The sequence below is a fragment of the Thermosynechococcus sp. PKX95 genome (assembly GCF_031583295.1).
Taxonomy (GTDB): Bacteria; Cyanobacteriota; Cyanobacteriia; order Thermosynechococcales; family Thermosynechococcaceae; genus Thermosynechococcus.
Genome location: NZ_CP134171.1, coordinates 1,707,725 through 1,720,072, shown reverse-complemented (window position 1 = coordinate 1,720,072; position 12,348 = coordinate 1,707,725). Strand labels below are relative to the sequence as shown.

At 51.2% G+C, this 12,348-nt stretch carries 12 protein-coding genes, 1 pseudogene and 1 riboswitch; of the genes and pseudogenes, 9 read left to right on the top strand and 4 right to left on the bottom strand.

Annotated elements, in window-relative coordinates; translation table 11 throughout:
• The first annotated feature begins 6 nt into the window (after positions 1-6).
• Positions 7-615, top strand: coding sequence for a recombination mediator RecR (gene recR / locus RHH81_RS08410; protein WP_206199797.1), 609 nt, complete (start codon positions 7-9; stop codon positions 613-615).
• Positions 616-781: 166 nt separating this feature from the next.
• On the opposite strand, the pseudogene RHH81_RS08405 reads toward recR, so the two are convergent.
• A pseudogene (locus tag RHH81_RS08405) lies at positions 782-1,321 on the bottom strand (response regulator); the annotation flags it as partial.
• Between the two features lie 248 nt (positions 1,322-1,569).
• On the opposite strand from RHH81_RS08405, the gene thrS reads away from it, so the two are divergent.
• Together thrS and RHH81_RS08395 are read left to right on the top strand one after the other, a co-directional pair.
• On the top strand, positions 1,570-3,387 hold the full coding sequence (thrS, locus tag RHH81_RS08400; RefSeq protein WP_310742904.1) for a threonine--tRNA ligase: 1,818 nt from the start codon (positions 1,570-1,572) through the stop codon (positions 3,385-3,387).
• Between the two features lie 17 nt (positions 3,388-3,404).
• On the top strand, positions 3,405-4,187 hold the full coding sequence (locus RHH81_RS08395; RefSeq protein WP_206199794.1) for a glycosyltransferase: 783 nt from the start codon (positions 3,405-3,407) through the stop codon (positions 4,185-4,187).
• A gap of 118 nt (positions 4,188-4,305) precedes the next feature.
• On the opposite strand, the gene RHH81_RS08390 is transcribed toward RHH81_RS08395, so the two are convergent.
• Positions 4,306-4,755 carry a SufE family protein gene (locus RHH81_RS08390; protein WP_310742903.1) on the bottom strand — a complete coding sequence of 150 codons (450 nt, stop codon included), beginning with the start codon at positions 4,753-4,755 and terminating at the stop codon, positions 4,306-4,308.
• A 151-nt stretch (positions 4,756-4,906) separates the two neighbouring features.
• A riboswitch (cobalamin riboswitch) is annotated at positions 4,907-5,052 on the top strand.
• 291 nt (positions 5,053-5,343) lie between these two features.
• Between RHH81_RS08390 and metE the strand changes: the two genes are divergently transcribed.
• The 5 genes from metE to RHH81_RS08365 all read left to right on the top strand — a co-directional run bounded on the left by metE (position 5,344) and on the right by RHH81_RS08365 (position 9,775).
• The gene (gene metE, locus RHH81_RS08385) at positions 5,344-7,596 is read left to right on the top strand and encodes a 5-methyltetrahydropteroyltriglutamate--homocysteine S-methyltransferase (RefSeq protein WP_310742902.1); all 2,253 of its coding nucleotides are present in this window, start codon (positions 5,344-5,346) and stop codon (positions 7,594-7,596) included.
• A gap of 252 nt (positions 7,597-7,848) precedes the next feature.
• Positions 7,849-8,001, top strand: a complete 153-nt coding sequence (locus RHH81_RS08380; protein WP_255521535.1) for a His/Gly/Thr/Pro-type tRNA ligase C-terminal domain-containing protein — start codon at positions 7,849-7,851, stop codon at positions 7,999-8,001.
• A gap of 128 nt (positions 8,002-8,129) precedes the next feature.
• A complete protein-coding gene (locus tag RHH81_RS08375; protein WP_206199791.1) occupies positions 8,130-8,786 on the top strand; it encodes an NAD(P)H-dependent oxidoreductase in 657 nt (218 codons plus the stop codon).
• A gap of 171 nt (positions 8,787-8,957) precedes the next feature.
• Entirely contained in the window at positions 8,958-9,464 is a 507-nt protein-coding gene (locus RHH81_RS08370) for a GNAT family N-acetyltransferase (RefSeq protein ID WP_225901709.1), read from the top strand.
• Between the two features lie 44 nt (positions 9,465-9,508).
• A complete protein-coding gene (locus RHH81_RS08365; RefSeq protein WP_206199789.1) occupies positions 9,509-9,775 on the top strand; it encodes a DUF5340 domain-containing protein in 267 nt (88 codons plus the stop codon).
• On the opposite strand, the gene menA is transcribed toward RHH81_RS08365, so the two are convergent.
• Together menA and RHH81_RS08355 are read right to left on the bottom strand one after the other, a co-directional pair.
• On the bottom strand, positions 9,763-10,659 hold the full coding sequence (gene menA / locus RHH81_RS08360) for a 2-carboxy-1,4-naphthoquinone phytyltransferase (protein ID WP_206199788.1): 897 nt from the start codon (positions 10,657-10,659) through the stop codon (positions 9,763-9,765). The genes RHH81_RS08365 and menA overlap by 13 nt on opposite strands.
• A gap of 33 nt (positions 10,660-10,692) precedes the next feature.
• Positions 10,693-11,082, bottom strand: coding sequence for a hypothetical protein (locus RHH81_RS08355; protein ID WP_310438220.1), 390 nt, complete (start codon positions 11,080-11,082; stop codon positions 10,693-10,695).
• Positions 11,083-11,282: 200 nt separating this feature from the next.
• On the opposite strand from RHH81_RS08355, the gene RHH81_RS08350 reads away from it, so the two are divergent.
• Positions 11,283-12,308 carry a hypothetical protein gene (locus tag RHH81_RS08350; protein ID WP_310742901.1) on the top strand — a complete coding sequence of 342 codons (1,026 nt, stop codon included), beginning with the start codon at positions 11,283-11,285 and terminating at the stop codon, positions 12,306-12,308.
• Positions 12,309-12,348: the final 40 nt, after the last annotated feature.

Sequence of the window (12,348 nt, the reverse complement as noted above, 5' to 3'; positions counted from 1 at the left end):
TGCCCCATGAGTAGTGTCTATACCCGTCCCCTTGCTCGTCTCATTGAGCAGTTGCAACGCCTGCCGGGCATTGGCCCCAAGACCGCCCAACGTCTTGCCCTTCACCTGATCAAACGTCCCGAGGCTGATATTCAAGCCTTGGCGCAAGCTCTCCTTGAAGCGAAACAGCAGGTGGGGCTTTGTTCCGTGTGTTTTCACCTCTCTGCCGAACCCGTGTGTGACATCTGTGCCTCCCCCCAGCGAGACAATCATCTCCTTTGTGTGGTGGCTGATTCCCGCGATGTCATTGCCATTGAAAAAACCCGCGAGTACCACGGCAAGTACCATGTCTTGGGCGGACTCATTTCGCCCCTAGAGGGCATCACCCCCGAACACCTGCACATTCAACCTCTGATTCAGCGCGCCAGCCAACCGCAGGTGCAAGAGGTGATCTTGGCCATCAACCCCAGTATTGAAGGGGAAACGACCACTCTCTATGTGGGGCAGCTGCTGCGGCCTTTTGTGAAGGTCACTCGCATTGCCTTTGGCCTACCGGTGGGCGGTGATCTCGACTATGCCGATGAAATGACCCTTGCCCGTGCCCTTGCCGGTCGCCGGGAAATTGAGTGGCAGTAGCTTAGTGCCCCCCCTGCAATCGCCGCAATGCCGTCACAATTTGGTGAATGGCTCGCTTCAGTTGCTCGACCTCGTGGTGTAACCGCTGGTTTTCCGCTTCCAAAGCGGCGAGGCGATTGTCATCCCCACCACTGCCTGTTGCCGCTGGTTGCTGTTGCAGTTGCGCAACCGTTGCTTGGAGTTGAGCAAAGTCATTTGCCTTGACAGATTGTGCCTGCAAAGCTTGAATGGCACCTTCAAGGGCGGCCAGTTTGTCATAGACGGGGGTGAGATCCACAGCGACGGGAGCCGCTACTTCCGCAGGAGCTGCTGCTTTGACGGGTCTGGGCTTACGGGCTTTGCGAAAGGCCTCTTGAATTGCTGCTTCGAGTTGTTCTTTTTCAAAGGGCTTCTCAATGAACTCAAACCACTCAAAGGGTTCTTGGAGCTTTTCGGTGACCTCTTCCTTGCGCCCTGACATAATTACGAGGGGGATAGCGCCAAGGAGATCATTTTTCTCCAATTCTTGATAGACTTCCCAGCCGCTCACCTTCGGCAGCAGAAAATCCAGCATGATCAACGTCGGCTCAGACTGCTCAATGAGTTGCAGACCTTCACGGCCATCCTTGGCCTCAAGGATTTCGTAGTCGCCCTCTGGCAACATCTCGCGGACGCGCATCCGGATTACTTTACTGTCATCAATGACAAGGACTTTGCGGCTAGTCACGGAAACACTCCATTCTATACAAGATTCCTATAGCAAGAGATTGTGAATAGAGGGCGGCAGTGGCATGACCACTACGTGATTTCAACCTTAGCATAGCCCTATCTTTTGGAGTTGGCCACTCGCCTTACACTGCGGCAAAGCGTCCCTGAACCCAAAAATTTGGGGTCAAAGACCCACCCTTGAGGGCAGGAGAATGTCACAATAGAAGTCTCAGCCGGATGAAAGATTTGTTAGATAGATCAGCCCCTATGCCAGAGTTTGCTGCTGCCCCTATCCACCTTCCCAAAACCAGTGAATCGGAGCGGATCAAGCGTATTCGCCACACCACGTCCCATATTTTGGCAATGGCAGTCCAGAAGCTGTTTCCCAAGGCGCAGGTCACAATTGGCCCTTGGACTGAGAGTGGATTTTATTACGATTTTGACCACCCCGAACCCTTCAGCGAAAAAGACCTGAAGCTCATTGAAAAGGAGATGGTCAAGATCATTAAGCGCAAGTTGCCGGTGATCCGCGAGGAAGTGACCCGTGAGGAGGCCGAGCGCCGCATCCGCGAGCTAGGGGAACCCTACAAGCTGGAAATTCTCCAAGACCTCGAGGAGCCAATTACGATTTACCACTTGGGGGATGAGTGGTGGGATCTCTGTGCGGGACCCCACGTTGAAAATACGGGCGAGATTAACCCCAAGGCGATCGCCCTTGAAAGTGTTGCCGGTGCCTACTGGCGCGGCGATGAAACCAAAGCCCAACTGCAGCGCATCTACGGTACCGCCTGGGAAACCCCAGAACAACTGGCGGAATATAAACGCCGCAAAGAAGAAGCCCTGCGCCGTGACCACCGAAAACTGGGCAAAGAGCTGGGTCTCTTTATTTTCGCTGATCCTGTAGGACCAGGGCTACCCCTGTGGACTCCTAAGGGAACGATTCTGCGCTCAACCCTCGAGGAGTTTCTCAAAAAAGAGCAAATGAAGCGGGGATATCTACCGGTGGTGAGTCCGCACATTGCCCGTGTGGATCTATTTAAGACCTCTGGCCACTGGCAAAAGTACAAAGAGGATATGTTTCCCCTGATGGCCGAAGATGCTGAGGCGGCAGCCAACGAGCAGGGCTTTGTCCTCAAGCCAATGAACTGCCCCTTCCACATTCAAATCTATAAAAGTGAGTTGCGCTCCTACCGTGACTTGCCCCTACGGTTGGCGGAGTTTGGTACGGTTTATCGCTATGAGCAGTCCGGGGAATTGGGGGGCTTGACGCGGGTGCGGGGCTTTACCGTTGATGACTCCCACCTTTTTGTCACGCCGGAGCAGTTGGATGCCGAGTTTTTGAATGTGGTTGATCTCATTCTCTCGGTCTTTCGCTGTCTGCGTTTAAATAAATTCAAGGCACGGCTGAGCTTCCGCGATCCCAAATCCGACAAGTACATTGGCTCCGATGAGGCTTGGTCAAAGGCGGAGTCAGCAATTCAGCGAGCGGTAGAACAGTTGGGCATGGAGCATTTCTTGGGGATTGGGGAGGCCGCCTTCTATGGCCCCAAGCTCGACTTTATCTTTGAGGATGCCCTCGGTCGCGAGTGGCAGTTGGGAACGGTTCAGGTGGACTACAATTTGCCTGAGCGCTTTGATTTGGAATACGTTGCTGAGGACAATACCCGCCGCCGACCGGTGATGATTCACCGTGCCCCCTTTGGCTCGCTGGAGCGGCTCATTGGCATTCTCATTGAGGAGTACGCAGGGGATTTCCCCTTCTGGCTGGCACCCGAGCAAGTGCGCCTGTTGCCCGTGGGGGATGAGCAACGCCCCTATGCCGAACGTGTGGCCGCTCAACTGCGAGAGCAGGGCATCCGCGTGAGTGTGGATCGCACGGGCGATCGCCTAGGTAAACAAATCCGCAATGCTGAAACCCAGAAAATTCCTGTGATGGGCATTGTGGGTGCCAAGGAAGTCGAAAGCGAGACCGTGAGTATCCGCACCCGTGCAGCGGGAGATGTCGGCGCCTTGTCTGTTGAACAACTCATCGAGAAACTGACATCGGCAGTGAATGCAATAGATGCCGAGATTCAGTGGCAGTAGCTAGAGGTTAACTCATTATGAGCTATCCTTTTATATCAATCATTACGGCAACTCTCAATGTCGAAGATACGATTACTCGAACCATTAAAAGCCTTCAAGATCAAACGGATAAAAACTTTGAATGGATTATTGGAGATGGTGCTTCAACTGATAGTACCATTAGTATTATTCAGTCTACAAAGGGCTTAAATATAAAAATTATCTCAGAACCAGATTTTAGTTTATATCATGCGATCAATAAATCACTTAAAATTGCAAGTGGAGATTATTATCTTGTTTTAGGTGCTGGAGATGTACTAGAACAGAATACAATAGAGTTGTTTAGAAAAGCTGCTTGCTCTACGAAAGCAGATATACTATCAGCACATGTGTGGGTAGGTAAACGATTAAAGCGCCCTAATAGGGGGAGACCGTATTTGTTTTCAGCCGGAGCCTACATATCTTCCCATGCTGTTGGCACTTTAATTAAAACCGATCTTCATAGGCAACTAGGATACTATTCCTATAGATTTCCAGTTGGCGCAGACTACTTCTTTATCAAAACTGCTATTCAAAATGGCTGTAAGTTTCACAGATGCGATTTTATTGCTGGAGAATTTATGCTTGGCGGTATTTCATCAACTGATAAATTATCAGTTTTATGTGATTTCTTCCGTTTACAGGTAGAAACCGGAGAAAATTTGCTTTTACAAATATTAATTCTTATTTGTGCTTTATTTATTCGAGTTGTTATTCCTAAGTATATACCTTCTCTAATATGGGGTACAAGCACGAGTGCTAAATCCGCAAACGAAGCTTAATGTCCCCGTTGCGGGGATTGTTGCGTCATCCTACAACTAAGGGATTATCCTCCTTCGTAAGGGTGTTCTCTAGCACCCAGCCCAGCTTTTGCTGCTGTAGTCCCATCAGCTGAGATTTTTAAGTGTGACACGAAGTCTCAGCCAAGTGATAGGCTAGGGCTTGCTGTTGCATCGTTCGAAAAATGTTGTAAAAGCCATTGGCTCGCGAGGGGGTTAAGCTGACATTCAGTCCGGTTTGCTGAATAAAGTCAGGTTTTAACTGGAGGATTTCTGCAGGTGTCAACCCACTCAACCCTTCAACCAATAGCCCCACTAATCCCTTCGTCACTTGAGCGTCAGAATCCCCCTGAAAAATCACCTTGCCCTGCTCTAAAGAGGCCATCATGTACACTTGGGAGACACAGCCGGGTACGCGGTTGGCGGCAACCTTCTGCTCCTCAGGAAATGGCGGCAGGCGCTTTGCAAAGCTCAGCAAGTATTCATAGCGCCGCTTTGGATCTGAGATCTGTTGGAACCGCTGAACAATGCGATCGAGGGAAGCCGGTAAAGGCTGGCAGGCGGAGGGCATATTTACCTAGAAGAACGCTGCTGAGAAAAATGATAACTATTTCTCATTTTAGCCTCAGCAGTTGCACAATAACGGCAGCAGTCAACCTAGGGGCAGCTTTTCATACCAATAGACCGCCGTGCTCTTACCCTTAACTCATAACTTGTGTTAGCCTTGAATGTACTCACTCGGTTCTGGTGGGGATCAGCCATCAGACGCAAGGGGGAAAGTGCAGTGCAAATCTGCCGCTGTCCCGCAGCTGTGATGAGAGGCACTACTCTCTCAGTCAGAATGCCCGCCGAGTTGTGAATGTCGTTATGCCAACATCTGCGAGGTACAGATGATGTTCTTCATGCTTCAATTTTCATTAATTTGCCTAGGTAAAGAACCCCCCTACCGCCCTTTTCTGGCAACGTTGCTGCCGTTGCTGTAGCACAAGTGATTTTGGAGATTTTCAAGCACCTACAAGCACTTAGACAAGGGGTTGCTCTTGCAGTGACCCACGTTAGGTTCTGCTGATGATGCTGGAAGTGTACTGCTTGTTGGGCTGAAAACAGCTATCTTTCTTTGTCTATTGAGAGAACTGTCAAAACTCAGGGTACTGCAACAATGACCATTCAAACTGCAACGCTAGGCTACCCCCGCATTGGTAAAAATCGTGAGCTGAAAAAGGCATTGGAAGCCTTTTGGAATGGCAAATACAATCAAGAAAATTTGCTACAAACAGTTCAAGAGATTGAATTGGCAAATTGGCAAACGCAACTGCAGGCTGGCATTGATCGCATTGGCGTTGGCGATACCAGTTTTTACGATCCCGTCCTTGACTGGAGTGTCCGCCTCGGCCTCATCCCACAGCGGTATCAAGCCTTTACAGGGCTGGAGCAATACTTTGCAATGGCTCGTGGCAAAGAGAGGATTCCAGCTCTTGAGATGACCAAATGGTTTGACACCAACTATCACTACTTGGTTCCCGAAATGAGTCAGCCTCTTCAGGCAGCGGACTTTAGTGATTTTCTGGGCATCATTGGTCGCGCCCAAAGGGTCTTGGGCGATCGCGCCGTTCCCATGGTGCTAGGGCCTTTAACCCTGCTACGGCTGAGTCGGCTGCAGATGAATCTAGAGGAAGCGTTGTCTTGCCTAGTGGAGCGCTATCTTATCCTGTTGGCTGAATTGAAGAACCTAGGGGTGGTTGAGGTACAAATCCACGAACCTGCCTTGGTTTTTGGGGACACCAACAACTTCAGGGAATTGTATGAATCAACATTTGATGCGCTCTGTCAAGTTGGCTTGCCGATTTACCTAGTGACCTACTTTGATGATCTCGGCGCTGCCTATCCTTGGGTGGTGACGTTGCCCGTAGCCGGCATTAGTCTAGATTTTACCCGTGGGCAGAACTTGGCATTATTGCAGCAGTATGGTTTCCCAAGGGATAAACAGCTGGGAGTGGGTATTGTGGATGCCCGAAACATTTGGAAAATTTGCCCAGAACCTGTCGTGTCAACCTTGGCAGCGATTCAGGGTATCACAACTAATATCCGGTTGCACCCCTCAGCCTCTTTACAATTCGTCCCCTACGATGCAGCACGAGAAGTGAAGTTACCAGAGCCATTGCGGCGGGTGTTGAGTTTTGCCGAACAAAAGTTGGATGAGGTGGTGCTATTGGCACAGACGCTGCAGGAGAGTCCCAAAGCCCTTGCCCAGCACCCCCAATTGGCAGAGATTGAAGCCCAGTGGCAGGCCTTTAAGGAATTTAGCCCTGTGAATCCAGTGGTACAACAGCGGTTGCGCAATTTAACCGTCAACGATCTGGAACGGGCTATGCCCTATGAACAACGCCGCCAACTGCAGCCCACCTTACCGCTCTTTCCGACAACTACCATTGGTTCTTTTCCGCAAACCCCAGAAGTGCGGCAATTGCGGGTGAAGCTCAAGCGCGGAGAAATCACCCTTGCTGAGTACCAAGCAGCAATTGATGCTGAAATTGCCAAATGCATTCGATTGCAGGAAGAAATTGGCCTAGATGTATTGGTGCATGGTGAGTTTGAACGCACCGACATGGTGGAATTCTTTGGCCAGAAGCTCACTGGTTTTGCCTTTACTGAACACGGCTGGGTGCAAAGCTATGGCAGTCGCTGTGTGCGTCCACCCATTATTTATGGGGATGTAGCGCGAACCGAGCCAATGACGGTGCGAGAGTTTAAAGTGGCGCAATCGTTGACACAAAAAATCGTCAAGGGTATGCTGACGGGGCCGGTAACAATGATTAACTGGTCTTTTACCCGCACCGATATTCCGCGTAGCGAACAGGCGATGCAGATTGCCTTGGCTCTACGGGATGAAGTGGCCGATTTAGAAGCTGCTGGGGCAAAGATTATCCAGATTGATGAACCCGCTTTACGGGAAGGATTACCCCTCAAGCCGGAACGTTGGCAGGAGTACTTGGCTTGGGCCGTCGATGCGTTTCGGTTGGCGGCTGGTGTGGCTAAGCCAGAAACTCAAATTCATACCCACATGTGCTATTCGGAGTTTGGCGACATTATTCAACATATCGAGCGCCTAGATGCAGATGTGTTGTCCATTGAAAATAGCCGCAGTAACAATGAAACGCTGTTTGAAATTACTGATGCCGGCTATCAACAGCAGGTGGGCAATGGTGTTTATGATGTTCATAGTCCGGCAGTTCCCACTGTTGAGCAGATGGTTCAGCAGCTGGAGACTGCGATCGCCCATCTACCCAGTGACCAGATTTGGGTTAACCCAGACTGCGGTCTGAAAACCCGTCGCTGGGAGGAAGTGATTCCCTCACTGAAAAACATGGTGGCCGCCGCCCAGCAATTGCGAGGGGCTCGTCTTACCAGCTGAGGATCTGTTGTTGCTGCCAGCGCACCGTTGCCCCCTTAAAATCGCAGGATTTTTCCACCACTCAAAACTGCGTTTCCATTCCTGCGATTAGGGGCGCAATGCTTGTAAGAAGGCTGCCTCGCCTAAAGACCTGCTCCATGATTGGTAGGGGCACCTGATCCTCGGCTGATAGGATATCCGCGTGAGTGTGGATCGTACGGGCGATCGCTAGGTCAACAAATCCGCAATGCTGAAACCCAGAGAATTCCTGTGATGGGCATTGTGGGTGCCAAGGAAGTCGAAAGCGAGACCGTGAGTATCCGCACCCGTGCAGCGGGAGATGTCGGCGCTTTCCCTGTTAAGGAACTGGTTGAAAAACTCACCTCTGCCATGACTGCGATCGATGCCGATATTCAGTGGCAATAGTGGGCAATTGATCTACAGGGCAGTTGACCTCACCTTTAATAGTTTGTCAAAATGAGCGGCGAGTGGTTCTCGCGATCGCGTAGCGTACCCTTCGGGTAATCGCTCTAATCAATTCTCTAGGGAACAGAATGACTGAAACACCGATTTCACCAACAACGGTTTTGCAACAACTACAATGGCGCTACGCCACGAAGAAATTTGACCCCAATCGCAAAATTCCTGCGGATCTATGGCAAACACTTCTACAAAGTCTGGTACTGGCTCCTTCTTCCTTTGGCCTGCAACCGTGGAAGTTTTACGTCATTGAGACGCCTGCGCTACGCCAAGCCCTGCTCCCCCACACTTGGAATCAACGGCAGGTGGTGGATGCCTCCCACTTAGTGGTATTTGCCATTAAAACCAATCTCAATGCTACGGACGTTGATCGCTACCTTGCACGGCAAGCGGAAGTCCACCAAACCGCAGTGGAAAATCTGCAAAAGTATGGGGACTTGGTCAAGGGCTTTTTGCAGTCACCCCCCTACCCCCTCAATGTTGATGAATGGTCAACCCGCCAAGTCTATATTGCTTTGGGTCAGTTTATGCTGACGGCGGCGCTGCTGGGCATTGACACCTGCCCGATGGAGGGTTTCTTGCCCCAAGAATATGATCGCCTTCTCGGTCTACCTGCCCAAGGTTATCATGCCGTCGTTCTATGTGCAGCGGGCTATCGAGCGGCCGATGACAACTATGCGACTTTGCCCAAGGTACGCTATCCCCTAGAGGCAGTTGTGGAAGTGCGCTAAGGTTCACGAATTGACCCCGCTGGACATAGGCTAAGCTAGAAATAGCTCGGTACAAACGTTTGTATGTCTTTGCACACCGATGATCCCATTGACCACAATTTAGTTGATTTAGAAATCGTTCCCGCCAAAGAAGAAGAGCGCTCTGAACCCACCAACATTATTATTCGCGAGATGGGCATTGACGACATTGCCCCTGTATTTCACCTTGGTGAGGAACTCTTCACCAGTGATCTGTATCCCTCGCTGTATCGCATCTGGGATGAGTGGGAGGTTATTGGTTTCTACAACACCGATCCCGAATACTGTCTGGTGGCCGAAGCTGACTCGCAAGTGGCAGGGTTTATCTTAGGCACAATTATTAGCAAAGCCCCTTGGGTCTATGGCTACATTAACTGGCTGGGGGTACATCCGCAGTATCAACGGCGGGGGATTGCCGACAAGCTCGTAGATAAGCTCATTGAACGCATGATTGAGGAGGGGGCGCGATTTATGCTGGTGGATACCGATCCGGCCAACACGCCCGCAGTGAAGTTCTTTACCCGTAAGGGCTTTGGCAATCCGCGGCGGCATGTCTTTTTTTCGTTAAACTTAACCAAGCACGAAATCTATGGCCGGCTGATTGCCTACGAGCGCGATCGCTCCGAGCGGTTGACCTATCGCCGTCCCCGCCGCCGCTAGAAAGCGGAAATCTAGATAGTTGTTCCTTGGAGGTGTCTGCCCCGGTGACTCTTTCTTCTGCCCCCTCAGATGAGATTCCTGTTCCTGCCCACATCCATTACGAGTTAGCGCTGCAAATTTTGGAACAGGTCTCGTTGCCCGCCCTCCCTCCCCACTCCAGTGGTTACCAGCAACTCCATAGTGCGGTCATTCATCTGCGCAAAGCCCTGCGGCTGCAAAAGCAGTTTGAAGAGGAATGGCAATTGAGAGGCGGCAGTGTGGAGTACCAATGGTCGCTGAATCGCGATCGCCCCCCAGCTCAGAGCAAGTAACCCAATCCCAAGAGCAAGCTACTCCAAAAATGCAGTTGCACCGCAATAAATTTCGAGTTCTTGATCTGCTCAGGGACACTGTGAAATTGCGCCATCCGCTGGCACAAATAAATCGCCCAAGGCAGTGAACTCAAAGCCAGCAGTGTTGGCCATGGCAGGATTCCCCATGCGACACTGGCCAGCAACACCCCATAAAAAAGACCACAGGCACCATAGACCAGTTGAGCACTGCGAGCTGTCCCTAAGCGCACGACCGGCGAACGTTTGCCAGCGGCTAGATCATCGGCCACTTGGTGAAAGTGGGAGCAAAAAAGAATCAGTGTTGTCGTCAGACCATTGAGGATAGCCACTGGCCAAATACTAGGGCTAAAGGTTTGCACTTGGCTATAGTAGGCAGCAGCGATCGCCAAAGGTCCAAAGCAGATAAAACAAATCGGCTCCCCCAAGCCCAAATAGCCCAAACGAAAGGGCGGGCCTTGGTAGCTATAGCCTAGGGCACAGCAGAGCAATACCAACCCTAAAACCGTTGCATCCTGTTGCAACCAACTAATGGCCGCAATCCCCAGTAGCCCCAAGAGTAAGCAGAGGTTGCTCAGCCAGAAGATGAGTTGCTTTTTGCCCGTGAGATTGACGACTGAATGGTACTTGTGGCGATCGATCCCCGTTTCGGCATCAAACACATCATTACTGAGATTCAGCCAAACCAAAATCAGCACTGCCGCTGTCAGAAACAACCCAAAAGGCCACCAGTGCACCCTTCCCGTTTCGGCGATCGCCACCGCTGTGCCCAACCAAATGGGCATCACTGCCACACTGTACATGGGAAGTTTAATCGCCGCCCACCACAAACGGGAGCGATCTATCGATTCTGACGGACTAGCCATCTCACCTATACTTGAGTCACCTTCGTCAGCATATCATTGCCGCTCCTGTCCATAGATCGCTTGTTTCGCTGCCCAAATGGCCTGCCGCAACGCTGGATTATTCAGCTTATAGCTATAGATGCCCAAGTCCCGCGCTAAGGCCACCAGTTGTGGGCGAGTCAGCCGCTCTAGCTCCGCGATCGTCAGCGTTTCGATAGTGGGTTGAGGCGGGCACAGTCGGCGTTCAAGGGCGGCCACTTGCTGTTCTAGGGCACTCAGTCGCTGCAAAACTGTGGGACAGGCCATCTCCGTCGGCTGAAGAGATTGTTGCAAAATTTTACGAATTGCCTCACTAAGGGAACCGCATCCCTGCTGGACTTGCCAGCGTTGGAGTTGGCCATAGAGTTCAGCATCTAAACGAAGCGTGATCTTTTTGTGGGGCATGACTGAAATTCAAAAAAAAACCGACAAACTTACTTACAGTCTGTCGGCTCGTTGTGTGTTCCCTGTTGATGACTCGGATAGTACTGAGTCACTATTTAGTATGACCCATCCCCCGATAGAATGACTGTGACGATGATCACAATTTAGCCGCCTTTTATTGCGTTTCACCAAATTCTCTCATTAGACTTTCCAAATCCCCTATGACCTCTCCCCTAGACGGTACGATTATTTTGCCCGACAACCCCCTGAGCGTCCCCCTACGGCGGCGTTTACTCCATGTGAATGGGATAGGGAGCGATGCTGCCAAGCAACGGCGGGATTTGAACCGCCTTGCCGAACTCACAGCGGCTCACCCTTTAGAAGTTCGCGGCATTCACAATCAGACCCATGGCTTCCAAGCAGATCTTTTGGAAAGTTTCCTCGGTAAGGCAGAACTCTATCGTTTTTGGCCCCAGACCCCAGCCCCAGACCCCAGCAAGGATCGCCGCTATGAGTATGCTAAACTTCTTGGCCAACTGATGACTCAAGATCTGACCGATGATGCGGATATTCTGGCGATCGCCCAACCGAGCCAACTGCAACAGCGCCCCCTCGATATTAACAGCACCGCTGACTTAACGAAACTCCTTGACCTCTCGTTCCTACAAAAATTAGGCTGGGGGGATTTTGCCCAGTATCTCTACGGTGCCTTTCCAGCCGGTGCGCCGCGTCCCACCCTGCGGTTGGCCTATGAAATCGTCAAGGGGTTACAAGCGGGAGCCGAATTGTACCTTGTCGCCCATAGCCAAGGGTTAATTATTACTGCCCTTGCCTGTCACATTGTGCGGCAATTGCTGCTGCCGCAAACGAAATGGATGGAGACGGTGCATCTCATTGGCTATGGCCCGGCCATTTTCTTTGCGGATTTACCGCCAGAGCTACAGCCGCGAACCATCCTAATTCAACACCGTCAAGATGTGGTGGCCGAAACCCTGAGCAATCTTCGCAATGTCGATCTGTGGACTAACTTGCAAACCCAGATGGAAAAAGCCATTCACTACGCTGATGATCTGTTGAAAGTGCTCGGTCAAGATAGCCACCACTCTGCCAGTTTCTATTTGGGGTTACAGGATAGCCCCAGCAGCCGGCGATCGGCAGAACTGATACAAATTTTATTAACCCAAAGCTGGACAGCGACCCCCAGTCTTGCCGTCCTTGGGGGCACACGGCTGATCCTTGAACTTTAGCGGATGAGTGGCAGAAGCGGCTATCCTAGTAGAGAGAAAG

Coding starts and splice junctions, on each gene's coding strand:
- recR (WP_206199797.1), top strand. CDS start 7: ATGAGTAGTGTCTATACCCGTCCCCTTGCTCGTCTCATTGAGCAGTTG.
- thrS (WP_310742904.1), top strand. CDS start 1,570: ATGCCAGAGTTTGCTGCTGCCCCTATCCACCTTCCCAAAACCAGTGAA.
- RHH81_RS08395 (WP_206199794.1), top strand. CDS start 3,405: ATGAGCTATCCTTTTATATCAATCATTACGGCAACTCTCAATGTCGAA.
- RHH81_RS08390 (WP_310742903.1), bottom strand. CDS start 4,755: ATGCCCTCCGCCTGCCAGCCTTTACCGGCTTCCCTCGATCGCATTGTT.
- metE (WP_310742902.1), top strand. CDS start 5,344: ATGACCATTCAAACTGCAACGCTAGGCTACCCCCGCATTGGTAAAAAT.
- RHH81_RS08380 (WP_255521535.1), top strand. CDS start 7,849: ATGGGCATTGTGGGTGCCAAGGAAGTCGAAAGCGAGACCGTGAGTATC.
- RHH81_RS08375 (WP_206199791.1), top strand. CDS start 8,130: ATGACTGAAACACCGATTTCACCAACAACGGTTTTGCAACAACTACAA.
- RHH81_RS08370 (WP_225901709.1), top strand. CDS start 8,958: ATGGGCATTGACGACATTGCCCCTGTATTTCACCTTGGTGAGGAACTC.
- menA (WP_206199788.1), bottom strand. CDS start 10,659: ATGGCTAGTCCGTCAGAATCGATAGATCGCTCCCGTTTGTGGTGGGCG.
- RHH81_RS08355 (WP_310438220.1), bottom strand. CDS start 11,082: ATGCCCCACAAAAAGATCACGCTTCGTTTAGATGCTGAACTCTATGGC.
- RHH81_RS08350 (WP_310742901.1), top strand. CDS start 11,283: ATGACCTCTCCCCTAGACGGTACGATTATTTTGCCCGACAACCCCCTG.